At 57.7% G+C, this 25,303-nt stretch carries 24 protein-coding genes; 12 read left to right on the forward strand and 12 right to left on the reverse strand.

Going from position 1 to position 25,303, the window contains the following annotated elements:
• Window positions 1-54: 54 nt before the first annotated feature.
• The 3 genes from eptB to A1WC_RS01960 form a co-directional block, all read right to left on the reverse strand.
• Window positions 55-1,728, reverse strand: a complete 1,674-nt coding sequence (gene eptB / locus A1WC_RS01970; RefSeq protein ID WP_016161940.1) for a kdo(2)-lipid A phosphoethanolamine 7''-transferase — start codon at window positions 1,726-1,728, stop codon at window positions 55-57.
• A gap of 242 nt (window positions 1,729-1,970) precedes the next feature.
• Complete coding sequence (locus A1WC_RS01965) at window positions 1,971-3,176, reverse strand: MFS transporter (RefSeq protein WP_016161941.1); 1,206 nt, start codon at window positions 3,174-3,176, stop codon at window positions 1,971-1,973.
• Between the two features lie 239 nt (window positions 3,177-3,415).
• Complete coding sequence (locus A1WC_RS01960) at window positions 3,416-3,997, reverse strand: autotransporter outer membrane beta-barrel domain-containing protein (RefSeq protein WP_162493230.1); 582 nt, start codon at window positions 3,995-3,997, stop codon at window positions 3,416-3,418.
• 206 nt (window positions 3,998-4,203) lie between these two features.
• On the opposite strand from A1WC_RS01960, the gene tag reads away from it, so the two are divergent.
• Together tag and A1WC_RS01950 are read left to right on the forward strand one after the other, a co-directional pair.
• Window positions 4,204-4,785 carry a DNA-3-methyladenine glycosylase I gene (gene tag, locus A1WC_RS01955; RefSeq protein ID WP_008806894.1) on the forward strand — a complete coding sequence of 194 codons (582 nt, stop codon included), beginning with the start codon at window positions 4,204-4,206 and terminating at the stop codon, window positions 4,783-4,785.
• On the forward strand, window positions 4,763-5,203 hold the full coding sequence (locus A1WC_RS01950; protein WP_008806893.1) for an N-acetyltransferase: 441 nt from the start codon (window positions 4,763-4,765) through the stop codon (window positions 5,201-5,203). The genes tag and A1WC_RS01950 overlap by 23 nt, the downstream gene beginning before the upstream one ends.
• Here A1WC_RS01950 and A1WC_RS01945 read toward each other — a convergent pair.
• Window positions 5,172-7,502 (reverse strand): molybdopterin guanine dinucleotide-containing S/N-oxide reductase, encoded by a 2,331-nt coding sequence (locus tag A1WC_RS01945; protein WP_008806892.1) that lies wholly within the window; start codon window positions 7,500-7,502, stop codon window positions 5,172-5,174. The two genes, A1WC_RS01950 and A1WC_RS01945, sit on opposite strands and share 32 nt — an antisense overlap.
• 167 nt (window positions 7,503-7,669) lie before the next feature.
• Between A1WC_RS01945 and A1WC_RS01940 the strand changes: the two genes are divergently transcribed.
• The 6 genes from A1WC_RS01940 to ghrB all read left to right on the forward strand — a co-directional run bounded on the left by A1WC_RS01940 (window position 7,670) and on the right by ghrB (window position 13,633).
• Complete coding sequence (locus A1WC_RS01940) at window positions 7,670-8,332, forward strand: OmpA family lipoprotein (RefSeq protein WP_002921917.1); 663 nt, start codon at window positions 7,670-7,672, stop codon at window positions 8,330-8,332.
• A 103-nt stretch (window positions 8,333-8,435) separates the two neighbouring features.
• On the forward strand, window positions 8,436-9,452 hold the full coding sequence (locus tag A1WC_RS01935; RefSeq protein ID WP_008806891.1) for a LacI family DNA-binding transcriptional regulator: 1,017 nt from the start codon (window positions 8,436-8,438) through the stop codon (window positions 9,450-9,452).
• 111 nt (window positions 9,453-9,563) lie between these two features.
• Window positions 9,564-10,313 (forward strand): sugar phosphate isomerase/epimerase family protein, encoded by a 750-nt coding sequence (locus A1WC_RS01930; protein WP_008806890.1) that lies wholly within the window; start codon window positions 9,564-9,566, stop codon window positions 10,311-10,313.
• Window positions 10,314-10,316: 3 nt separating this feature from the next.
• Window positions 10,317-11,252, forward strand: a complete 936-nt coding sequence (locus A1WC_RS01925) for a sugar kinase (protein ID WP_012540339.1) — start codon at window positions 10,317-10,319, stop codon at window positions 11,250-11,252.
• A 104-nt stretch (window positions 11,253-11,356) separates the two neighbouring features.
• Window positions 11,357-12,637 (forward strand): MFS transporter, encoded by a 1,281-nt coding sequence (locus A1WC_RS01920; protein ID WP_008806888.1) that lies wholly within the window; start codon window positions 11,357-11,359, stop codon window positions 12,635-12,637.
• A gap of 24 nt (window positions 12,638-12,661) precedes the next feature.
• Entirely contained in the window at window positions 12,662-13,633 is a 972-nt protein-coding gene (ghrB, locus tag A1WC_RS01915; RefSeq protein ID WP_012540338.1) for a glyoxylate/hydroxypyruvate reductase GhrB, read from the forward strand.
• 108 nt (window positions 13,634-13,741) lie between these two features.
• On the opposite strand, the gene A1WC_RS01910 is transcribed toward ghrB, so the two are convergent.
• Window positions 13,742-14,452 (reverse strand): DUF3053 domain-containing protein, encoded by a 711-nt coding sequence (locus A1WC_RS01910; protein WP_012540337.1) that lies wholly within the window; start codon window positions 14,450-14,452, stop codon window positions 13,742-13,744.
• Between the two features lie 441 nt (window positions 14,453-14,893).
• Between A1WC_RS01910 and A1WC_RS01905 the strand changes: the two genes are divergently transcribed.
• The 3 genes from A1WC_RS01905 to cspA all read left to right on the forward strand — a co-directional run bounded on the left by A1WC_RS01905 (window position 14,894) and on the right by cspA (window position 17,250).
• Entirely contained in the window at window positions 14,894-16,249 is a 1,356-nt protein-coding gene (locus A1WC_RS01905; protein ID WP_008806885.1) for an MFS transporter, read from the forward strand.
• Between the two features lie 245 nt (window positions 16,250-16,494).
• The gene (locus A1WC_RS01900) at window positions 16,495-16,785 is read left to right on the forward strand and encodes an HTH-type transcriptional regulator (protein ID WP_002921931.1); all 291 of its coding nucleotides are present in this window, start codon (window positions 16,495-16,497) and stop codon (window positions 16,783-16,785) included.
• Between the two features lie 252 nt (window positions 16,786-17,037).
• A complete protein-coding gene (cspA, locus tag A1WC_RS01895) occupies window positions 17,038-17,250 on the forward strand; it encodes an RNA chaperone/antiterminator CspA (RefSeq protein ID WP_000014594.1) in 213 nt (70 codons plus the stop codon).
• 98 nt (window positions 17,251-17,348) lie between these two features.
• Here cspA and A1WC_RS01890 read toward each other — a convergent pair whose 3' ends face one another.
• The 5 genes from A1WC_RS01890 to A1WC_RS01875 all read right to left on the reverse strand — a co-directional run bounded on the left by A1WC_RS01890 (window position 17,349) and on the right by A1WC_RS01875 (window position 23,166).
• Window positions 17,349-18,968, reverse strand: a complete 1,620-nt coding sequence (locus tag A1WC_RS01890) for an ATP-binding cassette domain-containing protein (RefSeq protein WP_016161942.1) — start codon at window positions 18,966-18,968, stop codon at window positions 17,349-17,351.
• A gap of 301 nt (window positions 18,969-19,269) precedes the next feature.
• Complete coding sequence (hokA, locus tag A1WC_RS0125405) at window positions 19,270-19,422, reverse strand: type I toxin-antitoxin system toxin HokA (protein WP_012967075.1); 153 nt, start codon at window positions 19,420-19,422, stop codon at window positions 19,270-19,272.
• Between the two features lie 326 nt (window positions 19,423-19,748).
• Window positions 19,749-21,818 carry a glycine--tRNA ligase subunit beta gene (glyS, locus tag A1WC_RS01885; protein ID WP_012967074.1) on the reverse strand — a complete coding sequence of 690 codons (2,070 nt, stop codon included), beginning with the start codon at window positions 21,816-21,818 and terminating at the stop codon, window positions 19,749-19,751.
• 9 nt (window positions 21,819-21,827) lie between these two features.
• The gene (glyQ, locus tag A1WC_RS01880; protein ID WP_004205014.1) at window positions 21,828-22,739 is read right to left on the reverse strand and encodes a glycine--tRNA ligase subunit alpha; all 912 of its coding nucleotides are present in this window, start codon (window positions 22,737-22,739) and stop codon (window positions 21,828-21,830) included.
• A 127-nt stretch (window positions 22,740-22,866) separates the two neighbouring features.
• Window positions 22,867-23,166 (reverse strand): YsaB family lipoprotein, encoded by a 300-nt coding sequence (locus A1WC_RS01875; protein ID WP_077598881.1) that lies wholly within the window; start codon window positions 23,164-23,166, stop codon window positions 22,867-22,869.
• A 179-nt stretch (window positions 23,167-23,345) separates the two neighbouring features.
• Between A1WC_RS01875 and A1WC_RS01870 the strand changes: the two genes are divergently transcribed.
• Complete coding sequence (locus A1WC_RS01870; protein ID WP_012540332.1) at window positions 23,346-24,341, forward strand: acyltransferase; 996 nt, start codon at window positions 23,346-23,348, stop codon at window positions 24,339-24,341.
• 26 nt (window positions 24,342-24,367) lie between these two features.
• Here the strand turns inward: A1WC_RS01870 and yiaA are convergent, their stop codons facing one another.
• Window positions 24,368-24,814, reverse strand: a complete 447-nt coding sequence (yiaA, locus tag A1WC_RS01865) for an inner membrane protein YiaA (protein ID WP_008806879.1) — start codon at window positions 24,812-24,814, stop codon at window positions 24,368-24,370.
• A 31-nt stretch (window positions 24,815-24,845) separates the two neighbouring features.
• Window positions 24,846-25,217 (reverse strand): inner membrane protein YiaB, encoded by a 372-nt coding sequence (gene yiaB / locus A1WC_RS01860; RefSeq protein WP_008806878.1) that lies wholly within the window; start codon window positions 25,215-25,217, stop codon window positions 24,846-24,848.
• Window positions 25,218-25,303: the final 86 nt, after the last annotated feature.

Raw genomic sequence — 25,303 nt, forward strand, 5'->3', positions numbered from 1 at the left:
CCTGGGCTCAGGAAGGGAGAACAGACCCGAGAATCTGAAAATAAACCCCGTGCCTTACTTTTTCCACCGGCACCAGTTGTTATTCTCATTGATCCCGCCATCCGGCGAGGTATAGCCGAGACAGCCCATAATGGTGTCATACAGCTCGACGTGACGGCGCGGCACCTTCATCGCAGCCTGCTGCTGCAGATGGGCAAACGCGGCGGCATGATCGGGGTTCTCCAGGTATTTATCCGACATCCACACCATCATCGGCACGCGGAACTGCTCCGGCGGCGCCATCTTGCGCGGCGTTCCGTGCAGGTGTTCGCGTTCATTAATCGACTCCCCATGATCGGCGGCATAGAACACAATCGCTTTCTTATCCCGCAGCTGGTCGAGGACGCTGACGATAAAGTGATCGACGTAGGTCACGCTGTTATCGTAGGAGTTAATCAGCTCCGCTTTCGAGCACTTGTTGTCGACGCCGACGCACTCCGGCTTCCACTGGGCGAAGCTGCGCGGGTAGCGTTGGGTGTAGTTAAAGTGAGACCCTTTGGTGTGGAGAATGATCAGATGCTTACCGGAGGCGTTGCCCTGCGCCATACCGCGTTTCATCTCCTCCACCAGCAGCATATCGTCAACGCTCTTACCGCGGTTGCGCGGCTCGGCGCCAATTTGCTCGCGGTAGGCGATATTGTTGGCCATCGTGTTGCTGTAAAACCACATCTCGCTCTGCATGGCATAGAGATTGCCGTTGAAGCCCAACTGATGAAGCACGGCAAAGACGTTCTGCTCTTTGAGCGTTCGCTGCGGGTTATCCTCCGCCCCGCCCTGACGCACAAACATACAGCGTAACGACAGCTTGGTGGCGGTATCGCAGGAGTAGCCGCGGAAGGCGACAAGATTCTTCTCTTTCTCCAGCTCTGGCGTGGTATTGCGGCTATAGCCGAGGATACCCATATGATCCCAGCGGGTCGTTTCGCCAATGATAAACACCACGTAGGTGTCATCCAGGCCTTCCGGCGCGACGTAGGTAAACTTCTTCGCCGGGTTAATCAGCGATTTATTATCCGAGGATTCATCCACCTGCGCCCAGGCGTACAGCCCCAGCGCCGACAGCCAGTTTGATGGCAGATAGGAGTTGGCGATCACCCCGCCGTAACTCGGCATATCCACTTCCGAATGGCGCTCCACATCATGCTGACGCAGCTCAAGCAGGCGGATGGGACCCCAGACAATGAGTCCGGCCAGCACGACGATCAATACGTTTTTAACCCGCTGACCCGGGGTGCGCAGTTGGCGCAGCAGCGTATGGCGGCAGCGGTTGCTCCAGATGAACAGCAGCGGCGGCGCGCTCACCACCACCAGCCAGAGGATCAGGTGCCAGCCAATGACCTCTTTCGACAGGTCGATATCGGTGGTCATCACCGAAGCGATAATTCCGTAGCCAATCACCACATTGAGGAACGTCATGTAGTAACTGGCGGCGGCGGAAAACAGGACAATCAGCGTCGCCAGAATGCGCCAGATGCGGCGACCAAACAGTGACAGCAGACGTAACAGGAAAAAGGTGACAAAGACCGTGGCGACCAGTTCAACGACACCGGAAAGCCCTTTCCAGAAAGTGAACTCTTGAGCATAACCATCGAAACGCCGGAAAAAAACGGCGATGTTCATAAACCAGCCGATGTACAGCGCCAGCCAAAAACTAAGCTTCTGCTGCGTCATCGTTCTAATATATTTCATGCAAGCAAACCTGGAAAAAGAAGAATAAAACACCGCCTGACGCTGTGGCACGAGTCAGTAGGCTAATAGGGTGCGTTAGGGTTGGTTATCAGAAACCTCTACAAAGCGCGATAAGTAGACCACAGGGAACGGGAAAAGTATCAGGAGGGAATGTGATCCAGCCAAACATTTACAAAACATTTGGCTGGATTGGCACTATTTGCTTAGGGGATTAACAAGGGGCACGTTTCACGCTGCAGGTTTCAGGCGTGCGCCTCGCTATAAACACTGCCTTTCGGCTGACGGATGGTGGTGGACAGCGCCAGCGACAGAATCAGCAGGGCGAAGATCACGCAGAAGGTCACGTAGAAGCCGCCGAACAGCGAAGCGATGAGAGAGCCGCAGATGCTGCCGATACCAAAGCCCAGATAAATCACGCCGTAGTTTTTCGCCAGATTGTTCAGGCCAAAGAACTCACTCACCAGCGACGGGAAGACGGTGATGGTGCCGCCGAAGTTAAAGGCGACGCAGGCGATGGCGGCGAAGAAAGTCATGGCATTCAGCGGGGCGAACAGCAGCGCGGCCATCCCTACCAGCGACACGATCTGACCGAGGGTAATCACACGAATGCGGGAGATCTTGTCGGACAGGATGCCTAACACCAGGCGGCCGCTAAGGTTAGCAATCGAGATAACGGTTACCGCGTTTGCCGCCGTGGCGACATCCAGGTGGACCATCCCCTGGGCAATATCTTTCGCCACGCCAATCACGTACAGTCCGCTCATGCAGGCCGTCAGGAACATCACCGCCAGCATCCAGTACTGCGGTTTGCGCATCGATTCGGCGAGAGTAAAGTCATTTTCCACAACGCCGTTGGTCGCGGTGGTCGCCGTATGATTCGGCGCATCTTTCATCAGGGTCGCGCCAAAGACGATCATCACCAGCACGATAGCGCCCCAGATGACGAAGGTTTTTTCCAGGCCGACGGTGGCCAGCAGATGGGAATCAATGAATTTGAACCCCAGGCTGCCGAGCCCATAGGAACCAATGGAGAAAGCAGAGATCAGCCCTTTACGCTCCGGGAACCACTTCACGCAGTTCGACAGAGTCAGCAGATAGCCGGCGCCGTCCGCCAGCCCCACCAGCACGCCCGCGCTCAGCCACAGCATCATCAGGCTGTTGGAGTGCGCGGTCAGGAAGAAGCCCAAACCGAGCAGTATCCCGGAGGCCATGGTCACACGCTTAACGCCAAAGCGTTCCTGCAACTTCCCGGCGACCGACGAGGAGAGCGCCAGCCCGAGGCTCAGCAGGCCAAAGGAGAAAGCCACCTGGCTGACCGGCTCGCCCAGTTTGTCAGACAGCGAACTATTAAACAGGCTCCAGGTATAGACCGAACCGAGAGCAAATTGGGTGATGATGGTGCCGATTAGCGTAAGCCAGCGGGTCGATTGACGGTTTGCAGCGTTCATAGCAGTTGTCCTGATAAATTAACTGCCGCCACAATAGCGAAGGCCCCTCATCCTGTGGGGAAAAAGGCATGAACTGCCACCAGCAGGGAATGAAATGCATTAATGGCGGAACGAATGACATTGCAAAACATTCATTCCGCGAATTTCAGGAAAAAAGTTAGTGTGCGCTATCTCACAGAAATGCGCCATTACTGAGATTTAACAATAACCGCGTCGTTTCAAACGCGTAACAATATCGGTCAAAAGTTGGCGCTGACGCCCATCAAATAGAGCGTATTTTCCCCGGATGGGACATTGTCCGCCTGCGACAGCGTCGCCCATGCCGCAACATGGGATCCCAACCGCATATCGGCGCCCAGGGTGACATCACTCCAGCCGCCCTCTCTGGCGCGGGTCGTCGGCGACCAGGCATCGCTGGTAAGCGACTGGTTATAGCTCACCTGAGCCCAGGGATGCACGCCCCACAGCGACTGATAATCCATGCGCCAGCCGAGCGTGTTGACATACCCCGTCTCGCCAGCGCTTCTCGTCACTGGCGCGGTGACGTCACTGCGCAGGCTGGCCACCGGCCCGGAGGTCATGCCATTTGCCAGCAGATAATTCCAGCCAACGCTCTGACCACGGCTGCTGTCCGGTGGCGCCAGCGCCTGGTTTAATGCCAGCCCGCCAGGCGTCTCTGAGGACTTCATCCGCTCAGCGAGAATATCTTCGTAACGTGGTTGGTGATCGCTATCCCATGTATAGCGTTCCGGCGTATTACTTTTTGTATCGATAGCGATATATTCCTGTTGCCAGGCATTCGCTCCAGAGACACACGTCATCCAGACGGATACGCTCGCCGGGAACAAGAAGCCCCGGAGGCCATTGCATTTCTTTATTATCATTAATGCGACTCCAGAAAAGAGCCGAATCGGCAATATTGCTGTGTTTTTTTTGGGGATACGATTTCCCTGTATTAACTATTATCTTTATCTTTCAGCCGTCAAGCCGGGGCGTCCACTTTTTTAGCGCAGAGGGAGAAATAGCTATGCAACGTTGCGGATGGGTGAGTCAGGATCCGTTATATATCGAATATCACGATACCGAATGGGGTGTGGCGCAAAAAGAGGGCCGCCAGCTGTTTGAAATGATCTGCCTGGAGGGCCAGCAGGCCGGTTTGTCATGGATCACGGTGTTAAAAAAACGGCAGAACTACCGTCAGGCTTTTCACCAGTTCGACCCGGTGCGCGTGGCAGCGATGGGGGAGGACGATGTCGAGCAGTTGCTGCAGAATGCCGGCATCATTCGCCATCGGGGAAAAATCCAGGCCATTATCGGCAACGCCCGCGCCTATCTGGCGATGGAAGAAAATGGCGAGTCGTTCACTGATTTTGTCTGGTCCTTCGTCAACAATGAGCCGCAGGTGACCTGCGCCGCGACGCTGGCGGAGATCCCCACCACGACGCCGGCCTCCGATGCGCTGTCGAAGGCATTGAAAAAACGCGGCTTTAAATTTGTCGGCTCGACAATCTGTTATTCCTTTATGCAGGCCTGTGGGCTGGTCAACGACCATATCACCGGCTGCTTCTGTCACCCTGGAGGTCAGGATGATCCGCAAGTGGGACACTAAAGATACCGCGCCGCTGCTGGCCCTGTGGCTGGACAGCACGATTCATGCCCATCCTTTTATCAGCGAAAGTTACTGGCGCGACAGCGTCGCGGTGGTACGGGATGTCTATCTTCCCGCCGCCAGCACCTGGGTCTGGGAACGCGATGGGGAATTAAAAGGCTTTGTTAGCGTGCTGGACTCCCGCTTCGTCGGCGCGCTGTTTGTCGCGCCGGACGCCATCCGCCAGGGCATTGGCCGGGCGCTGCTGGATGAAGTCAAACAGCACTACGCCTGGCTGAGTCTCGAGGTTTACCAGAAGAACGAATCGGCGGTCAGTTTCTACCATGCGCAGGGCTTCCGGATTGAAGACTGCGCATGGCAGGACGACACTCAGCACCCGACGTGGATTATGCGTTGGCCGGCGGATCAAATGCTGTAAGCGGCAGCGTCGGGCCGGTATATTTCTCCAGCCACGCCAGGGCGGTGTTCCCGGCACAGCCGTTGCCCAGCCGGGATGTCGGGATATCTTTGGTTAAGACATTCACCGCCCCGTTTTTGCAGATGCCCACCCGCGGATCCAGGTCGGGCCATGCCCCTTCATGCAGGCAAATCACCCCCGGGCGGATCCCCTCCGTCACCACCGCGCCGGCCAGCACCTGACCGCGGGCGTTCCACACCCGCACCAGATCGCCATCGGCAATCCCCCGGGCCCGGGCATCCTGCGGATGAATAGTCACCGGTTCGCGTCCGGCGACAGCATAGCGTTCGCGCAGCGTGGTGTGGTTCAGTTGACTGTGCAGACGGTGGGCCGGATGGGCCGACAGCAGCTGCAGCTGCCCCGCCTCAGCGTTGCCATGCCACTCGTCGGGCTCCAGCCACATCGGGTGCGGCGGGCAATCGGCGTAGCCAAAGGCGGCGATGGTCGGCGAGTGGATCTCAATTTTACCGCTCGCCGTTTTCAGCGGATTAGCCTGCGGATCGGCGCGGAAGGCGGCGAAGCGCGCAAAACGGGCATTCTCCGGCTCCTCTGGCATCTCAATCAGCTGGTTAGCCTGCCAGAATTCGGCAAACGGCGGCAGCGTCACCTGCTGGTGAGCCCCGCGCTGGGCGGCGATCTGATAGAAGGTCTCCAGCCACTGCAAATCACTCTTCCCTTCGGTGAAGCGCTCGCGGCCGCCCACCTCCCAGCGTTCGCTGAGGTCGGCAAAGACCGCGAAATCGTCGCGCGCTTCATCTCGCGGGGCGACCACCTGCTTCATCGGCACCAGATGCTGATTGCTGTAATCTCCAGTCATGGTCAGATCGTTGCGCTCAAACGAGGTGGTCGCCGGCAGGACGATATCGGCATGGCGCGCGGCGGCGGTCCAGAAGCATTCGGAGATGACGATCAGCTCCGGCTTCTGCCAGGCCTGAATCAGGCGGTTGGTGTCCTGATGATGAGTAAAGTTGGCCCCGCCGGCCCACCAGATAAAGCGAATATCGGGGAAGCGACGCGCCATGCCGTTGTGCTGATACTCTGCCCCCGGATTCTCCAGCGCCTCGACGATCCGCGCGACCGGGATCTTCTCCACCGCGTCCACGCCCCCGGCGACGCTTCCCTGCATCGAGCCCAGTACCGCCGCGCGGCGCGTCGGGTTGCCGCCGTTGGCGAAATGATAGGAAAGACCAAACCCGCCTCCCGGGGTGCCAATCTGCCCCAGCATGGCGGCCAGGGTGACCAGCATCCAGTGCTTCTGCTCGCCATACTGCTGGCGCTGCATGCCCCAGCCAGACATCAGCATGGTGGTATTTTCATGGAAAATTTTCGCCAGTTCACGGATCTTATCCGCTTTCACGCCGCAGATCGCCGCCGCCCAGTCAGCGGTTTTCGCTACGCCGTCGCTTTCGCCGGTCAGATAGCGGGCAAAAATATCGTAGCCGCTGGTGCAGCGGGTAAGAAACGCATCATCCTGCCAGCTATTCTCCACCAGCGTATGGGCGATCCCCAGCATCAGCGCGACATCGGTGCCCATATGCGGCGCGATCCATTCCATCGAATCGCCAAAGAAATCGACGGTTTCCGATCGCATCGGATCGATGCAGATCAGGCGCTTACCGCTCTGGCGCAGCCGGTCGAACCACGGGATCCCCTGCTCGTCGGAGGCGTTCCAGGCAATTTTCAGGGTGTTCAGCGGGTTGGCGCTCCACAGCACCACCACTTCGCTGTGCTCGAGCACCAGCGGCCAGCTGGTCTGCTGCTGATACACCTCATTCCCGCCCACGACGTAAGGCATGATCGCCTGCGCCGCGCCAGTGGAGTAATCGCCAAGATGGCCGGTATAGCCGCCCGCCAGGCTCATGTAGCGCTGCAGCAGGGTGGCCGCCTTATGCAGGACGCCGTTAGAGCGCCAGCCGTAGGAGCCGGCGAAAATCGACTGCGGACCGTAGCTTTCGCGGATCCGCCGATGCTGGGCGTCAATTAAATCCAGCGCCTGATCCCAGCTCACCCGCACGAATTCATCCTGACCGCGGACCCCCTGGGGCTTGTCCGGTGAAGCAAGGAAGCCTTTGCGCACCATCGGATAGCGCACGCGGGTTTTGCTGTGGACCTGATCGCGCACCGCCGTTTGCAGCGAGTTGGCAAACGGTGTCGCCAGCGCGCCGCGGGAAGAGAGGACGTTTTCACCGTCCGTTTCCACCAGCATCGGTCCCCAGTGGGCGGCGGTTAAGATGGTTTTGGTTGCAGATGAGGTTGGCAAGGGCGGCTCCTGGTCAGCGAATGCAGGTGTCATGACGGCGTGATGGGCAACCGTTCAATGTTATTTACAAAATGAGATGGTATCCGGGGAATTTTCTACGTAATCACGCGTCATAATCAACCGTCACGTTCGCTGTGACAAAGAATAAAAAGGATTAAGGACATTAAATGAAAAAACGCGTACTTATGATTGCGGCGCTGGTCAGCGGCACTCTGGCCATTTCTGGCTGCACCACCAACCCCTATACCGGTGAACGTGAAGCAGGTAAATCCGGTATTGGCGCAGGTATTGGCTCCTTAGTGGGCGCTGGCGTCGGCGCGCTCTCCTCTTCCAAACATGACCGCGGCAAAGGCGCGCTGATTGGCGCAGCGGCCGGCGCGGCGCTCGGCGGCGGCATTGGTTACTACATGGACGTGCAGGAAGCGAAGCTGCGCGACAAAATGCAGGGAACCGGGGTCAGCGTGACGCGAAATGGCGACAATATCGTGCTGAACATGCCGAATAACGTCACCTTCGACAGCAATAGCGCCAACCTGAAGCCGGCCGGCGCCAACACCCTGACCGGCGTGGCCATGGTGCTGAAAGAGTACGAGAAAACCGCTGTTAACGTCGTCGGCTACACCGACAGCACCGGCAGCAAGGATCTGAATATGCGTCTGTCGCAACAGCGTGCAGACAGCGTCGCCAGCGCGCTGATCACTCAGGGCGTGGCGGCCAATCGCATTCGCACCACCGGCATGGGGCCGGCGAATCCTATCGCCAGCAACAGCACGGCGGAAGGCAAAGCGCAGAACCGTCGCGTGGAAATTACCCTCAGCCCGCTGCAATAAGCGCATCCTCATGTCGCCCGGCAGCCGCTCTGCCGGGCAAAATGCTTGATATCGCTATTTTTCGCGCTAAGGTGTTGGCAGATTTTCAGCAAAGGAAGCCACCATGGCGAAAGCGGCGCGTGCAACTATCAGCGATGTGGCGAAAGCCGCAAAGACCGGCAAAACCAGCATTTCACGTTATCTTAACGGCGAGAAGCATCTGCTTTCCGACGATCTGTTATCACGTATTGAAAAAGCCATTGCCGAACTCGACTACCGCCCCAGCCTGATGGCCCGCGGCCTCAAGCACGGCCGAACCCGCCTTATTGGCCTGATCATCGCCGATATCACCAACCCCTACTCGGTCAATGTCATGAGCGGCATTGAAGCGGCCTGCCGGGAAAAAGGCTTCACCCTGCTGGTGTGTAATACCAATAACGAGCTGGATCAGGAACTGCACTACCTGGACCTGCTGCGCAGCTACCAGGTGGAAGGCATCGTGGTCAACGCAGTCGGTATGCGGGAGGATGGCCTGAACCGCCTGCAGCAGTCGGCCCTGCCGATGGTGCTGATTGACCGTAAAATCCCCGACTTCGCCTGCGATGTGGTCGGGCTTGATAACGCCCAGGCCGCCACCACCGCCACCGAACACCTGGTGGAGAAAGGGTTTGAGGCCATCCTGTTTCTCAGCGAACCGCTGGGCTCGGTGAATACCCGCCGCGAGCGTCTGAGCGCTTTTCGCGCTACCCTCACTCGTCACCACGGCGTGGTGGCTGAAAACGCCGAAGTGCAGCTCAACGACGGCGCGATGATGGACAACGTCCTGCGCCAGTTCCACGCCCGTCACCGCGGGATGCGCAAAGCGGTCATCTCCGCCAACGGCGCCCTGACGCTGCAGGTGGCCCGCGCTCTGAAGCGCGTCGGCCTGATCTGGGGGAGCGATATCGGCCTGCTGGGCTTCGACGAACTGGAGTGGGCGGAGCTGGCTGGCGTCGGTATTACCACCCTCAAACAGCCGACGTGGCAGATCGGCTACGCCGCGGTCGAACAGGTGATTCGGCGCATTGCCGGCACTAACGACCCCATCCGCGAGCGGGTCTTCTCCGGCGAGCTTATCGTCCGCGGATCAACCTCTCGTTAACGATCCTTCGTGATGCCGATCATAAATTAAACATCTCGCCCTTTCTTATGGAACCGATACCATCTAGCGTATTAAGGAGATTAAGCAACAAACGCCGGGAGTAAGAGCGCGATGGCCAGAAAAATTATTGTCGTTACCGCTGCGTATGGTAATGACCATGTTAAATCCTTAGGCGGCCAGGCCGCTGTCCTGCCGTTCATCGCCGACGCCGGTGCGGACGGTGTCGAAATCCGCCGCGAGCTGTGCAGCGCGGAAGAGCTCAACGCTCTGCCGTCGCTGGCGGCCACCATTGAGCGCCACGGCCTGCTGGCCTGCTACTCCGCGCCGCAGGCGCTGTTCGCCGATAACGGCGAGCTCAACCCGGAACTCCCGGCGCTGCTCGCGGAAGCGCAAACCCTTAACGCCCTGTGGCTAAAGCTCTCCCTTGGCCATTTCCTTCACAATCAGCAGTTGGATGAGCTGCGCGAGATCCTCCGCGACAGCGGCATGGCGTTGGTGGTAGAGAATGACCAGACCGACTGCGGCCAGCTGGCGCCGATGCAGCGCTTCAAAGCCGCCTGCAGGGTCCATCAGTTGCCGGTCACCTTAACGTTTGATATGGGCAACTGGCTGTGGGTCGGCGACTCGCCGGAAGAGGCGGCACGCCACCTTGCGCCGGCGGTCAGCTATATTCATGTGAAAGCGGCGGAGCCTCATCATGAGAAATTCCGCGCGGTACCGCCGGATCAGGCCGCCGATCGCTGGCTGGCCCTGCTCGATAATCTTCCTGCCGACGCGCCGCGTGGAATCGAGTTCCCGCTGACTGGCCATGACCTGACGGCCGTGACCCGCCGCTACGTCAACCTGTTACGCGAGGATTAAGCCGTGGAAAATTTAGATGTCATCACCATCGGCGAAGCCATGGCCATGTTTGTCGCCACCGAAACCGGCGATCTGGCCGAGGTGGAGCATTTCATGAAGCGTGTCGCCGGCGCCGAACTGAACGTCGCCACCGGCCTGTCGCGCCTGGGTCTGAAGGTCGGCTGGGTCAGCCGCGTCGGCAACGACAGCTTTGGCCGCTTCGTACTGCAATCGCTGGCGAAAGAGGGGATCGATAGCCACGCTGTCGCCATCGACAACCGCTTCGCTACCGGTTTCCAGATGAAATCGAAAGTCGAAAATGGAACCGATCCCATTGTGGAGTATTTCCGCAAAGGCTCTGCCGCCAGCCATCTGTCGCCGGACGATTTTCGCGCCGACTACTTCACCAGCGCCCGCCATCTGCACCTGAGCGGCGTGGCCGCCGCGCTCTCTGAAAGCTCATATGCGCTGCTGGAGCATGCGGCGAAGGTGATGAAAGCCGAGGGAAAAACCCTCTCTTTCGACCCTAATCTGCGCCCGGTGCTGTGGAAAAGCGAAGCCGAGATGGTGGAGAAACTCAACCGTCTCGCCTTCCAGGCTGACTGGGTTTTGCCAGGCTTAAAAGAGGGCGTGATTCTCACCGGCCAGCAGACCCCGGAAGGGATCGCCGATTTTTATCTCTCCCGCGGCGTCAAGGCGGTAGTCATTAAAACCGGCTGCGACGGCGCCTGGTTCAAGAGCGCCAGCGGCGAACAGGGAACGGTTGATGCCATTAAAGTCGAAAACGTCGTCGATACCGTCGGCGCCGGCGACGGCTTTGCCGTCGGGGTGATTAGCGCCCTGCTGGAAGGCAAAACCCTGCTTCAGGCGGTGAACCGTGGCAATAAAATCGGTTCGCTGGCGATTCAGGTCCAGGGCGACAGCGAGGGGCTCCCCACCCGCGATGCGCTGGGCGAATAACATTTATACGCAACAATAACAGCCGTCCTGTACCCTACCTGCAGCGCGGCACAGCAGCGTCCGTTTCGACGGACGGATGTCACCTCATTGACAGAGGCAAGCCTATGAATAGCTCAACAAATGCAACGAAACGCTGGTGGTACATCATGCCTATCGTGTTTATCACGTATAGCCTGGCGTACCTCGACCGTGCCAACTTCAGCTTCGCCTCCGCGGCAGGCATTACCGAAGACCTGGGCATCACCAAGGGGATCTCCTCCCTGCTGGGGGCCCTGTTCTTCCTCGGCTACTTCTTCTTCCAGATCCCCGGCGCTATCTATGCGGAGCGCCGCAGCGTTCGCAAACTGATCTTTATCTGCCTGATCCTCTGGGGCGGCTGCGCCTCGCTGACCGGTGTTGTGCATAATATCCCGGCGCTGGCGGCCATTCGCTTTATCCTCGGCGTCGTCGAAGCGGCGGTGATGCCGGCGATGCTGATCTATATCAGCAACTGGTTCACCAAATCAGAGCGCTCTCGCGCCAACACCTTCCTGATCCTCGGTAACCCGGTGACGGTCCTGTGGATGTCGGTGGTCTCCGGCTACCTGATTCAGGCCTTCGGCTGGCGGGAAATGTTCATCATCGAAGGGGTGCCGGCAGTAATCTGGGCCTTCTGCTGGTGGGTGCTGGTAAAAGACAAACCGTCGCAGGTTAACTGGTTGGCGGAGAGTGAAAAAGCCGCGCTGCAGGAACAACTGGATCGTGAACAGCAGGGCATCAAAGCGGTACGTAACTATGGCGAAGCCTTCCGCTCCCGCAACGTGATCCTGCTCTGCGCGCAGTACTTTGCCTGGAGTATCGGCGTGTACGGTTTTGTACTGTGGCTGCCGTCGATTATCCGCAGCGGCGGCGAAAATATGGGGATGGTGGAAGTGGGCTGGCTCTCTTCGGTTCCGTACCTGGCGGCGACTATCGCCATGATCGTAGTCTCCTGGGCCTCCGATAAAATGCAGAACCGTAAGCTGTTCGTCTGGCCGCTGCTGCTGATTGGCGGACTGGCCTTCATCGGCTCCTGGGCGGTCGGCGCCAACCACTTCTGGGTGTCTTATACCCTGCTGGTGGTGGCCGGTGCGGCAATGTATGCGCCTTACGGCCCCTTCTTCGCCATTATTCCGGAAATGCTGCCGCGCAACGTCGCCGGGGGCGCCATGGCGCTGATCAACAGTATGGGCGCCCTGGGCTCCTTCTGCGGCTCGTGGTTTGTCGGCTACCTGAACGGTGCCACCGGCAGCCCCGCAGCCTCCTATATTTTTATGGGGGTGGCGCTTTTCGCCTCAGTATTGCTGACTTTGATTGTTAAGCCTGCTAATAATCAAAACATTCCGCTTGGCGCTCACCACGCCTGAACTATTTCTACTACGGAGATTCGCATGAAGCCGTCTGTCATTCTCTATAAAACGCTTCCCGACGACCTGCTACAGCGCCTGGAGGAGCACTTTTCCGTCACTCAGGTAAAAAACCTGCGGCCGGAGACCGTTTCGCAGCATGCAGAGGCCTTCGCCCAGGCTGAAGGCCTCCTGGGCTCCAGCGAAAAGGTTGACGCCGCGCTGCTGGAGAAGATGCCGAAGCTGCGTGCGACCTCTACCGTTTCCGTTGGCTATGACAACTTTGACGTCGAGGCGCTGAACGCTCGCCGGGTGCTGCTGATGCATACCCCGACCGTACTGACCGAGACCGTCGCCGATACGGTCATGGCGCTGGTGCTGAGCACCGCGCGCCGGGTAGTGGAAGTGGCGGAGCGCGTCAAAGCGGGCGAGTGGACGAAGAGCATTGGCCCGGACTGGTTCGGCAGCGACGTGCACCATAAAACCTTAGGTATCGTCGGCATGGGCCGCATCGGTATGGCGCTGGCGCAGCGCGCCCACTTCGGGTTCGGCATGCCGATCCTGTATAACGCGCGCCGCCAGCATCCGCAGGCGGAAGAGCGCTTCAATGCCCGCTATTGCGATCTCGATACCCTGCTGCAGGAAGCCGATTTCGTCTGCCTGATCCTGCCCCTGAGCGAAGAGACCCACCATCTGTTCGGTCAGGCGCAGTTTGCCAAAATGAAATCTTCCGCCATCTTCATTAACGCCGGACGTGGCCCAGTGGTGGACGAGCAGGCGCTGATCGCTGCTCTGCAGGCGGGTGAAATTCATGCTGCCGGCCTTGATGTCTTCGAACACGAACCGCTGGCAAAAGACTCGCCGCTGTTAACCCTACCAAACGTTGTCGCGCTGCCGCATATCGGCTCTGCCACCCATGAGACGCGCTACAACATGGCGGCCTGCGCGGTGGACAACCTGATCGATGCCCTGAACGGTAATGTAGAGAAAAACTGCGTTAACCCGCAGGTCAAATAAGCCATAAAAAAACCCGGGTAGCGGCGGCAATCGCCCTCCCCGGGTTCTTTTTGCATCTTATCCATCATCCTGTTCGTTCGCCGCAGCCAACGTCAGTCAGATGAGACATTAACGGGTGGCGTTCACCGCTGCCGTCCATGCCTGATTAAACGCCTGATGCTGCGCCGCCAGCGGCCCAATCAGCGCATTGTACTGGCTGGCCTGCTGCGAGGTGGGGAACTGAATGCCGTTGGCCACAAAGCTCACCTGGGTCCCCTGCTGAGCGACAAAATCCCCCACCTGAACCAGCTGCTGGGTAAAGATTTGCGCGGCCGGGATCAGCGGCTGCAGCGCGTCAGCTGGCGCGGTCACCACCTTGGCGTAAACCTGATCGAAGACCGGCTTAAGATCGTCAGCCTGCTTCAGAGCGCTATGCGCGGCATCGGCCTGCATTTTCGCATTCTGCAGCTGCTGGCTGAGCACGCCCAGCGCGCCGTTCGCCTGACGCAGCGGCTCACGCTGGGTCATATAGTCCTGCGGGACGCGGATAGCATTGACGCTGTCCACCACCGGGCGCAGACCAGCGTCCATCGCCTGGCTCACCTGCTGCGAGTAACCGTAGATCACCGCGTAGTCAGAGACAAAAGGCCCAAACTGTTTTTTCTGATCGGCGGTCAGCGTCGGCAGACGTTCACCGCTACGCATCGCCGTATTCTGCAGGAAGTCGATAAACGCTTTGCGCTGATCGCCTTCTTTATCAAAACACCCACTCAGGCTAACCACCATCAATAAGGCCGCCATAGCCGCAAACCAGCGAGAGCAGGACTTTCCTGTCGCCATTTTTTTACTCCTTTCAGCCAAAAAAAGCGCACAACGACACACACGTGCCAGACGCTGACAAGGATAGTCCAGCTCGGCCTCGCAGGATACCCTTTACTGCTAATCTTACGCAGGAAAAACGCCATTTCGCACGCCATCGTCGCGGTGTAGAACGTCTGTTATGCACATCACAAATATAGTCATCACATTCTGCGAGCGAAGTTTATATAACCATCTGATTTTTATGGCACTAAAAAAGTTTCCGTACGACGTGGCGTCCTAAAACGGACGATAATCGCACGCTTTGGCGCGCGCCTGCATTGCCTGCTCCCCACTTCAATGATTTGATGAATGAGCGATTAACGGCGATACGTTCGATTATCGCACAAATCAAACTCAATGACGCGAGGACGACGATAAAAACAGACCTCTGTCCCTCGCTCAGTCTGCCAGGAAAGCCGTATGACTAAGACAACCATCGACATTCAGGCCTTTATCAACGAGCACCCCTTCACCCGCTACCAGTGGATGATCCTTGCGCTCTGCTTTATCACCGTCGCGATGGACGGATTCGACACCGCGATCATCGGATTTATCGCCTCCGACCTGGTACAGGAATGGGGCGTGGAAAAATCGGCGCTCGGCCCGGTGATGAGCGCCGCGCTGGTGGGCCTGGCGGTCGGCGCCTTAACCGCGGGGCCGCTGGCTGACCGCATCGGCCGCAAAAAAGTGCTGATTATGTCGATCGTGGTGTTCGGCGGATTCAGCCTGCTTACCGCCTTCGCCACCAGCCTTAATCAGCTGACGCTGCTGCGTTTCCTGACCGGTCTCGGGCTCGGCGCGGCGATGCCGAATGCGGCCACCCTGATGAGCGAATATGCGCCGGAGCGCCGTCGGGCGCTGCTGGTGAACCTGATGTTCGTCGGCTTTCCGATGGGATCATCGCTGGGTGGCTTTTTATCCGCCTGGATGATCCCGCACTATGGCTGGCAGAGTGTGCTGGTGCTGGGCGGCGTGATGCCCCTCCTGCTGGCCGTAGCGTTAATTTTTCTGCTGCCGGAGTCTGCCCGCTATCTGGTGGTGAAGCAGCAGCCGGCGCAGCGCATTGCCGCCATCCTGAAACGCATCGCGCCGCTGCCGGAGGCGGTGGAATTTGAGCTGCGCGAAGCAGGCCAGGTGAAAGAGAAATCGGCCATCGGCGTCATTTTCTCCCCACGCTACGCGGTGGGTACCGTGATGTTGTGCCTGACCTACTTTATGGGCCTGCTGATTTTCTACCTCCTGACCAGCTGGCTGCCGCTGCTGATCCGCGAAACCGGCGCCTCGATGAGTCAGGCCTCCATCATCACCGCCCTGTTCCCGCTGGGCGGCGGGATTGGCGTACTGATCCTTGGCGCCCTGATGGACAAGATCAATCCCAACAAGGTGGTGGCCGTCGGCTGGTTGCTGACCGGCGTTTGCGTCTGCCTGGTGGGTTTCTCCACCAGCAGCCTGGTGCTGATGGGGGTGATGGTGTTTATCGCCGGTAGTATTATGAATGGCGCGCAGTCGTCGATGCCCGCGCTGGCGGCAGGCTTCTACCCGACGCAGGGGCGCGCCACCGGCGTCGCCTGGATGCTGGGTATCGGCCGCTTCGGCGGGATCCTCGGCGCGTTCAGCGGCGCCTTCCTGATGCAGGCGCAGCTCTCCTTTGAAACCATCTTCACTCTGCTGGCCATCCCGGCGTTCCTGTCAGCCCTCGCGCTGCTGATCAAATACCGGGTCAGTAAATCCGCGCCGGCGACGAAAGACGACGCGAGAGGTCTGCAGAAAGCCTGATTGTTAAGCCGGCGGCCCGCGCCGGCTTTGCCGCTTTTTTCTTATCCGTTTACAAAAATTTTCGAAGCCATCTCATCGCGTTAGTAATCATTCTCTTAGGCTCCACTGCCGTTTGGCTGCCGGGGCCGATTCGATAGCCTGTTGGCAAATAATCACGGACGTTACCATCCGCTGCACGATTTTCTGACTATTCTTAAAGAGCTTTATAAAAAATCTCTTCCGCTGTGTGATAAAAGGAGTTCTCAATGGAATATAAAGATCCCGTGTTTGAACTGCTGAGCAGCCTGGAACACATCGTATTTAAGGATGATAATCAGAAACTTACCTCAAACCGTAAGTCCACTGTGTTTAGTGAATTTGAGCAGCTGCGTAAAGGCACTGGACTTAAGATTGACGACTTTGCCAACGTCATGGGCGTGAGCGTCGCCATGGTAAGAGAGTGGGAGTCGAGACGGGTTAGACCGTCTCCCACCGAGCTGAAATTGATGCGCCTGATTCAGGCCAATCCACAGCTTTCACGACAGTTACTCGATTAATCCAGCGCGCAGCGGCATGGGTCAGTAAGGGGGCTTTTGCCGCTGCACCGTAAAAAAAAGTTTGCTATCAGGTGCTGAACGTGCGTTAATGCTCGCAGGTTTGATGTACAGACCACAGAGCAGTCGAATAGAGCAGTCCTTCTAAGGTTATCCAAAGATACCCCCGTAGTGAACTTTCCCTTTATCGCTTTAAATCTGTAGTCCAGACCGCTACGCCGCAAGGCTCACTTATTTTTTTAAAGGTAATTCACTATGTCCGGTAAAATGACTGGTATCGTAAAATGGTTCAACGCTGACAAAGGTTTCGGCTTCATCACTCCTGACGATGGCTCTAAAGACGTGTTCGTACACTTCTCTGCTATCCAGAACGATGGCTACAAATCCCTGGACGAAGGTCAGAAAGTTTCCTTCACCATCGAAAGCGGCGCTAAAGGCCCGGCAGCTGGCAACGTAACTTCTCTGTAAGTTCAAGCCGCTAAGAATCGAGAATCCCTGCCTGATGGCGGGGATTTTTTTTATCTGTCGCCAACAGCCGCCAGCATACGATGGCGGCTGTTGGGCATTCAGAGCAGGGAAAAGTGCCAGCCCGTCTCCCGCCACGCCAGGCTATGGGTCAGCTTCAGACCGTGTAAAAAAGCCTCATCATGTGACACCACCAGCATCGCGCCTGGAAACGCCGCCAGCGCGCTTTCAATAGCCTGTGTCGATGCTAAATCGAGATGGTTGGTCGGCTCATCCAGCAAAAGCAGCTGAGCGGGATCGCGTCGCCAGAGCACGCACGCCAGGGCCGCTTTCAGACGCTCGCCGCCGCTGAGCGTCGCCAACGGCAGAGTGACCTTATCCGCGCCAAGCTGGAGCTGCGCCAGACGGGTGCGCAGAAGGCCCTCATCCAGCGGGGTATCGTCCAGGCTCAGGTGCGCCATGACCGATAACGACAGATCCAGCTGTGTCAGATGTTGATCCAGATAAGCCGCGCTCACCGACAGCCGGACATCGCCTGAGACGGCCTGCTCCAGCCCCAGCAGCGTTTTCAGCAAAGTGGTTTTGCCACAGCCGTTCGGTCCCTTTAGCGCAATACGCATCGGACCATCCATACGCCAGTCCAGCGGCGCAGCGGGTGAATGGGCGAGCTGCAATGCTTCCACCACCAGAACCTGCTTGCCGGCGGCCACTTCGCTACCCGGCAGGGTGAACATCACCGGATTGTCGTCTTCTACCCGCTCCCGTGCCTGCTGCACGGCGGCATTCAGACTGCTGTTCTGTTCACGATGCTGACGGCGCAGCGTTCCCGGGCGCTCTTTTGCCGCACCTTTGTACTTCACACGTTCAAACGAGGCGATATTTAGCGTATCAACGGTCCGCAGCGTCTGAGCCGAGCGCCGCTGGGCGGCGTCATGCTCCTTTTGCATTCGCGCGCGGGTGCGCCGTCGCTCGGTCACAGCATGTTCCAGCGCCGCGCGCGCAGCCTGCTGCTCCGCCATACGCTGGCGCTGATATTCATCATAGTTGCCGCCGTAGCTGCGCAGCGCCGTCGGCGTCAGCTCAATAATCCTCGGCATCCGCGCCAGTAACTCGCGGTCGTGGCTGGCGATCAGAGCCCCACCCTGCCAGCTTTCCAGTTGGTGATAGAGCCACTCCCGTCCCTGGCGGTCCAGATGGTTGGTGGGCTCATCCAGCAGCAGATAATCGGCGCCGGAGACAAAGGCGCCGCACAGCAGAGCCTTCATCCGCTCGCCGCCGCTGAGTGAAAAAGCGGGACGATCCGCAGAGAACGGCGGGAGAGCGGCTTCATGGAAAGCTAAACTCAGGCGATCGGGGAGATCCCAGTGTCCATCCAATAGATCGAAATCGGCAGCCAGCACTTGACCCTGTTCAAGGCGAGACAAGGCATCAAATATCGGCGCATAGCCCAGCAGCGCCGCGAGGGTCATCTCTGGCGTGACGTTCGGCTGCTGCGCCACCCAGGCAATAGAAGCCCCGCGCTCGATATAGCCGTCGGCGGGGGAATCCAGACCGGCCAGCAGACGTAGCAGACGCGTCTTACCAACGCCGTTACGGCCGACCAGGCCGCAAAGCGACGATTCCAGCGATAAATTCAGCGGACCAAATAGCGTATCTCCCGTCGCAAACTGACAGGTGACCTGATGTAAAACAAAAGCGGGGATATGGGCGCAATGAGCCATAAGCACTCCTGAATGAAATCAATACTCCCCTACCCGCAACATCTGCGAGGTAAGGCGTGAAATTCATCAGTCGTGTTTGTTCATTTGTGGGGCGCGCTCCGGTGAGACGAGGAATTCGTCGGGACATAGGATAGCCACACTCCGGTATGCGTTGCAAGCCTGTTTTATTCAACGATCGTGTAAAAATAAAAAGGCCTCCTGATATCAGGAGGCAAATGATTTATTTGGTGAACAATGAAAGGGTGCATTGAGAATGCCTGACACTGCAAGCATGGTGGGGATAGATCCCCACCAGATGCTCTTACTGTTTAATATCACAGGCTAAGAATGCCACCAGCTCAATATTTCCCTGCCTGAGCTGTAATTCACATAGCGAATCACGAACCATCCAGGTCAATAATAAAATAGTGAAGCAAATCACTACTAAGCCAAACAACAGATACTTTTGCGGCATTCCTCGCCTCCAGTGTTGATTTTCAACAAGTAAGAGGCTACTCTTATGGTGTTCATGCATAGGGGAGCCTCACTTTGATTACTATCAGGTGGGGCTTTTCTCTGTCTGTCTCCCGCTGAATACCTGAGACACACAGTCTCAAGCACCCGCCGCCATTCTAGCGTAAATACCTCACGGAATTATGTTTATATATTCCTAAAACATTTCTTATCGATGAATGTAAATAATGGAGATATCAATGACAGAATTATTAACGGTTCATCTATTTATATTTCCCGTATAAAAAAACCTGCCCTGAGGCAGGTCTTTTATTATTACCGATACGCTTACTGCAGCAGAGAAATATCCGCGACCTGCAGGAACAGTTCACGCAGTTTGGACAGCAGCGTCAGACGGTTGATGCGAACATCTTTGTCTTCAGCGTTAACCATCACGTTCTCGAAGAATTCATCCACCGGCTCGCGCAGCGCAGCCAGCTCAATCAGCGCATCCTGATAACGGCCTGCGGCGAAATACGGCTGCAGTTTGTCGCGCAGCACCACCAGATTGCCCGCCAGCTTGATTTCCGCCGCTTCTTTCAGCACTGAAGCGTGAACGATGTCGTTCAGCGTCTCGTCGGATTTCGCGAGGATGTTGGAGACACGTTTGTTTGCCGCCGCCAGCGCGGAGGACTCTTCCAGGGTACGGAAGTGCGATACGGCTTTCATGCGCGCATCAAAATCCGCCGGGCGGGTTGGACGACGCGCCAGTACCGCCTGGATCGTGTCGACGCCGTAACCTTCGTCCTGATACCAGGCGCGGAAGCGGCCCAGCATAAAGTCGATCACATCATCAACCACGTTGGCGTTGGTCAGCTTCTCACCGTACAGACGCACCGCTTCTTCGGTCAGCGTTTGCAGATCGAGATTCAGGTTCTTCTCAACGATGATACGCAGCACGCCCAGCGCGGCGCGGCGCAGCGCAAACGGGTCTTTATCGCCTTTCGGATGCTGCCCGATACCAAAGATACCCGCCAGGGTGTCCATCTTATCGGCAATCGCCACCGCGCAGGCCACCGGGTTAGACGGCAGCGCGTCGCCGGCAAAGCGCGGCTGATACTGCTCGTTCAGCGCCACGGCCACGTCTTCCGCTTCGCCGTCATGGCGCGCGTAGTGCATCCCCATCACGCCCTGGGTGTCGGTGAACTCGAAGACCATGTTGGTCATCAGGTCGCACTTGGACAGCAGGCCCGCGCGGGTCGCATGGTTCACATCAGCGCCAATCTGCCCGGCAATCCAGCCCGCCAGCGCCTGGATGCGATCGGTCTTGTCGCGCAGGGTCCCAAGTTGCTGTTGGAACAGCACGGTTTCCAGACGCGGCAGGTTATCTTCCAGACGTTTTTTACGGTCGGTGTTGAAGAAGAATTCAGCATCGGCCAGACGCGGACGAACCACCTTCTCGTTACCGGAGATGATCTGCTGCGGATCTTTGGACTCGATGTTGGCTACGAAGATAAAGTTCGGCAGCAGTTTGCCGGCATTGTCGTAGACCGGGAAGTACTTCTGGTCGCCCTTCATGGTGTAAACCAGCGCTTCGGACGGCACCGCGAGGAATTTTTCTTCGAACTTCGCCGTCAGCACCACCGGCCATTCCACCAGCGAGGTGACTTCTTCCAGCAGGCTTTCGCTCAGATCGGCTTGACCGCCAATCTTACGCGCCGCTTCTTCCGCATCGGCTTTGATTTTGGCTTTACGCTGTTCGTAATCGGCGATGACTTTACCGCGCTCCAGCAGGATCTGCGGGTACTGGTCGGCATGATCGATAGTGAACTCCGGCTCACCCATAAAGCGATGCCCGCGAATCACGCGATCGGACGGAATACCGAGGATAGTGGCCGGGATCACTTTGTCACCCAGCAGCAAAGTCACCGTGTGAACCGGACGCACGAAGTGGACGTCAGACGCGCCCCAGCGCATCAGTTTCGGGATCGGCAGCTTCGCCAGCGAGCTGGCAATCATGTTCGGCAGCAGCGCTTCAGTGCTTTCGCCCTTTACATGGGCGCGATACAGCAGCCACTCGCCTTTGTCGGTGGTCAGACGTTCGGCCTGATCGACGGTGATACCGCAGCCGCGCGCCCAGCCTTCGGCCGCTTTGCTTGGCTTGCCTTCGGCATCGAACGCCTGGGCAATAGCCGGGCCGCGTTTTTCCACTTCGCGATCGGCTTGCGCCGCCGCGAGGTTGGCTACCTTCAGCGCCAGACGACGCGGGGCGGCAAACCATTCCACTTTACCGTGTGCGAGGCCGGCATTATCCAGCTCCGCGGTCACGTTCGCAGCAAAAGATTCCGCCAGGCTGCGCAGCGCTTTTGGTGGCAGCTCTTCAGTGCCGATTTCCACCAGAAAAGTATTCTCAGACATGGCCGCCTCTTATTTATTCTTGTTGCACATCGGGAAGCCGAGCGCTTCACGGGAAGCGTAGTACGCTTCCGCCACTGCTTTAGTCAGGGTGCGAATGCGCAGAATATAGCGCTGACGCTCGGTGACGGAGATGGCTTTACGCGCATCCAGCAGGTTAAAGCTGTGAGCCGCTTTCAAAATACGTTCATAGGCCGGCAGCGGCAGCGGGGTCTCCAGCGCCAGCAGCTGCTGGGCCTCTTTCTCATACTGCTCAAAGCAGGAGAACAGGAAGTCGACGTCGGCGTATTCGAAGTTATAGGTGGACTGCTCCACTTCATTCTGGTGGAACACGTCGCCGTAAGTGGTTTTACCCAGCGGGCCATCGCTCCAGACCAGGTCATAAACGCTGTCCACGCCCTGGATGTACATCGCCAGACGCTCCAGACCGTAGGTGATCTCGCCGGTCACCGGCTTACACTCGAGGCCGCCCACCTGCTGGAAGTAGGTGAACTGCGTCACTTCCATGCCGTTGAGCCACACTTCCCAGCCCAGACCCCAGGCGCCCAGCGTCGGGTTTTCCCAGTTGTCTTCGACAAAACGAATATCGTGAATGGTCGGGTCCATACCCAGCTCTTTCAGCGATCCGAGGTACAGCTCCTGAATGTTGTCCGGCGAGGGCTTAATCACCACCTGGAACTGATAGTAGTGCTGTAAACGGTTCGGGTTTTCGCCATAGCGGCCATCGGTTGGACGACGGGAAGGCTGCACGTAGGCGGTCGCCATTGGCTCCGGCCCTAACGCGCGCAGGCAGGTCATCGGGTGAGAGGTGCCGGCGCCGACTTCCATGTCCAGTGGTTGAACAATGGTGCAGCCCTGACGAGCCCAGTAATCCTGTAAGGTCAGGATCAGGCCCTGGAAGGTCCTGGTATCAAACTTTTGCATATGATTTCGTGCTGGATACGTGTGGATTTAAAGGAAGGAGTCAGTATACCCGCTGGCTGCGAGATATACAGTACGAAACGGCGTTGTTTCAGGAAAACGGACGAAATTTACGCCAGCCGGGGTCGATTCAGCGCATCGAAAGATGCATAAACTGGCCGTCCGGGTCAAAGGAACAGATGAAACGCTCATTCTTGCCGGTCCGCCCCGAAAGCTCATAGCTCGCCTGGAATTGTTCAAAATGGTTCACGTCAACGAGCTGCGTTTGCGTGTTGTAGCGAATAGCGGCCTGATCCTTGCAAAGCTGGGCCATATTGAGCGTCGTTTGCGGAGTAATGCGTGCGCGCTGCGCTTTTTGCGCCGGGGGAGAAATGGTCTCGCTGCAGCCCGCGAGGAGCAGCACCAGCATAATGGAAACAACACCTTTCACCACGTACTCCTCCACCGCCTTGTTAGCAAGTTGTTATCGTAAAGATTCAGTATTACAGGTATTTTGCGAATATCATAAAACCGCGACAAGTCTGTGACCGAAAACTCAGACTAATCTATTGCGACACCGGGACATAAGGCGGGTCAGACCTTATTTCGCCAGCAGACTTTGAGGGACTGATGCAAGAAAAGATACACTGGATCACCAACCTGCGCGGTATCGCCTGCATGATGGTGGTGATGATCCACAGTACCAGTTGGTATATCACTCATCCGCATGCCATCACCCTTATGGAATGGGACATCGCCAATCTGCTCAATTCCGCCTCCCGCGTCAGCGTGCCGCTGTTTTTTATGATCTCGGGATACCTGTTTTTTGGCGAGCGCAGCGCCCAGCCGCGCCATTTCTGGCGAATTGGTTTGTGCATTGCGTTCTATAGCGCGCTGTCTCTGCTGTATATCGCGCTGTTTACCCATATCAACGTCGAGCTATCGTTAAAGAATTTGCTGCAGAAGCCCGTCTTCTACCACCTGTGGTTTTTCTTTGCTATCGCCGTCATCTACCTGCTCTCACCGCTGATTCAGGTTAAGTCCGTCAGTGGCAAAATGCTGCTGGTGCTGATGGCGATCCTCGGTATTCTGGCCAACCCCAATATGGTCAGCGTCAAAGCCGCCGGGATTGAGTGGCTGCCAGTCAACCTCTATATCAACGGTGATACCTTCTACTACGTGCTCTACGGCGTGCTGGGCAGAGCCATTGGCACCCTGGACACCAATAAAAAATGGCTGACCCCGTTCTGCGCCGCGCTGTTCATCGCCGCCGTGTGGGTTATCTCCCGCGGCACGCTGCATGAGCTGCGCTGGCGCGGAGACTTTGGCGACACCTGGTATCTCTACTGCGGGCCGGCGGTGTTCGTTTGCGCGGTCGCCCTGCTGACGCTGGCCAAAAACTGGCTTAACGCGCGTCCCCTGCCCGGTATCGCCTGCATTGCGCGACATTCACTGGGGATCTACGGTTTCCATGCCCTGATAGTGCATGCGCTGCGCGCCAGCCATCTGGAGCTGTCCCGCTGGCCGCTGCTGGACATTGTGTGGATATTTAGCGCCGCCCTGCTCGGCAGCCTGCTGCTGTCAGGCCTGGTGCAGCGGATTGATAGCCGCCGGCTGGTCAGCTAACGGTCCGCCACCCGGAGGGGCCCGACTTACGACTCAGGCCCCTCTTCCGTCACGCTGAGAGGTTCCCGTAAGCGCGTCGGGTCCCAGGCATCACGCACGTTTTTCTGCACCGCAACAGCGCCAAACAGGCTCAAAAAGTACGCCAGCCCATAGAACCCTTTCTCGCTGAGCAGCAGAGTGGCATTCCACAGTCCGATAACCAGCAAGCCAACAGCGATAACGAAGACCACCAGACAGGTGGTGTAGTACAGCGCGGTGGTCGGAATGGCTTCATACTTATCGCGCACCGTCTTTTGATAAGATGCCGCGGCAAACAGCCCCAGTACCAGGACAGCAAAATAATAGCCTTTCTCATTCAACTGCATATCGGCATTCCACAGCCCCACCAGATAGGTGACGATGCCGCCGATCAGGGCAATCCAGGAGATCAAATGAAACGCCGGAGAATACGTCGCGTGCTTGTTTTCCATCACTTTTTACCTTTTACGCGCCTCGGGGCGGCGCTTATTCCGTTTTTTGCATCGCCCGGGCGACGCGGGTCCGTTCGGGGGTTGCCGATGCGCCATATAAGCAGACAAACCACGCCGCGATATAGACGGCTTTTTCATGCCAGTCTGCCGGCACATACCAGGCGCCAACCAGCAGCAGGCCGACCGATAGCAGCAGCACCAGCCGACATAAGGCAATAAAACCGTCGTCCTGTTCCTGCCACTGGCTGGCGCGCTGATGGGCGAGGACGGCAAACATCCCCATCACCAGTACGCCGAGAAAATAACCTTTACCGCTAAACAACGGGCAGGTTCGCCAGATACCGAGCAGATAAACCAGCGATCCTGCTGCCATCATCACCCTGGCAATGTTGCGTTTTGTGTTCATCTCACCTCCCTGGTCGACAGGGGCTGATTATGACCGACTCTCCCGGCGATGCCGCAGGTTACGCACCGGAAAGCAGAGATTTCGGA

The organism is Klebsiella sp. KTE92 (assembly GCF_000398905.1).
GTDB lineage: Bacteria > Pseudomonadota > Gammaproteobacteria > Enterobacterales > Enterobacteriaceae > Klebsiella > Klebsiella variicola.

Coding starts and splice junctions, on each gene's coding strand:
- eptB (WP_016161940.1), bottom strand. CDS start 1,728: ATGAAATATATTAGAACGATGACGCAGCAGAAGCTTAGTTTTTGGCTG.
- A1WC_RS01965 (WP_016161941.1), bottom strand. CDS start 3,176: ATGAACGCTGCAAACCGTCAATCGACCCGCTGGCTTACGCTAATCGGC.
- A1WC_RS01960 (WP_162493230.1), bottom strand. CDS start 3,997: ATGACGTGTGTCTCTGGAGCGAATGCCTGGCAACAGGAATATATCGCT.
- tag (WP_008806894.1), top strand. CDS start 4,204: ATGCAACGTTGCGGATGGGTGAGTCAGGATCCGTTATATATCGAATAT.
- A1WC_RS01950 (WP_008806893.1), top strand. CDS start 4,763: ATGATCCGCAAGTGGGACACTAAAGATACCGCGCCGCTGCTGGCCCTG.
- A1WC_RS01940 (WP_002921917.1), top strand. CDS start 7,670: ATGAAAAAACGCGTACTTATGATTGCGGCGCTGGTCAGCGGCACTCTG.
- A1WC_RS01935 (WP_008806891.1), top strand. CDS start 8,436: ATGGCGAAAGCGGCGCGTGCAACTATCAGCGATGTGGCGAAAGCCGCA.
- A1WC_RS01930 (WP_008806890.1), top strand. CDS start 9,564: ATGGCCAGAAAAATTATTGTCGTTACCGCTGCGTATGGTAATGACCAT.
- A1WC_RS01920 (WP_008806888.1), top strand. CDS start 11,357: ATGAATAGCTCAACAAATGCAACGAAACGCTGGTGGTACATCATGCCT.
- ghrB (WP_012540338.1), top strand. CDS start 12,662: ATGAAGCCGTCTGTCATTCTCTATAAAACGCTTCCCGACGACCTGCTA.
- A1WC_RS01910 (WP_012540337.1), bottom strand. CDS start 14,452: ATGGCGACAGGAAAGTCCTGCTCTCGCTGGTTTGCGGCTATGGCGGCC.
- A1WC_RS01905 (WP_008806885.1), top strand. CDS start 14,894: ATGACTAAGACAACCATCGACATTCAGGCCTTTATCAACGAGCACCCC.
- A1WC_RS01900 (WP_002921931.1), top strand. CDS start 16,495: ATGGAATATAAAGATCCCGTGTTTGAACTGCTGAGCAGCCTGGAACAC.
- cspA (WP_000014594.1), top strand. CDS start 17,038: ATGTCCGGTAAAATGACTGGTATCGTAAAATGGTTCAACGCTGACAAA.
- A1WC_RS01890 (WP_016161942.1), bottom strand. CDS start 18,968: ATGGCTCATTGCGCCCATATCCCCGCTTTTGTTTTACATCAGGTCACC.
- hokA (WP_012967075.1), bottom strand. CDS start 19,422: ATGCCGCAAAAGTATCTGTTGTTTGGCTTAGTAGTGATTTGCTTCACT.
- glyS (WP_012967074.1), bottom strand. CDS start 21,818: ATGTCTGAGAATACTTTTCTGGTGGAAATCGGCACTGAAGAGCTGCCA.
- glyQ (WP_004205014.1), bottom strand. CDS start 22,739: ATGCAAAAGTTTGATACCAGGACCTTCCAGGGCCTGATCCTGACCTTA.
- A1WC_RS01870 (WP_012540332.1), top strand. CDS start 23,346: ATGCAAGAAAAGATACACTGGATCACCAACCTGCGCGGTATCGCCTGC.
- yiaB (WP_008806878.1), bottom strand. CDS start 25,217: ATGAACACAAAACGCAACATTGCCAGGGTGATGATGGCAGCAGGATCG.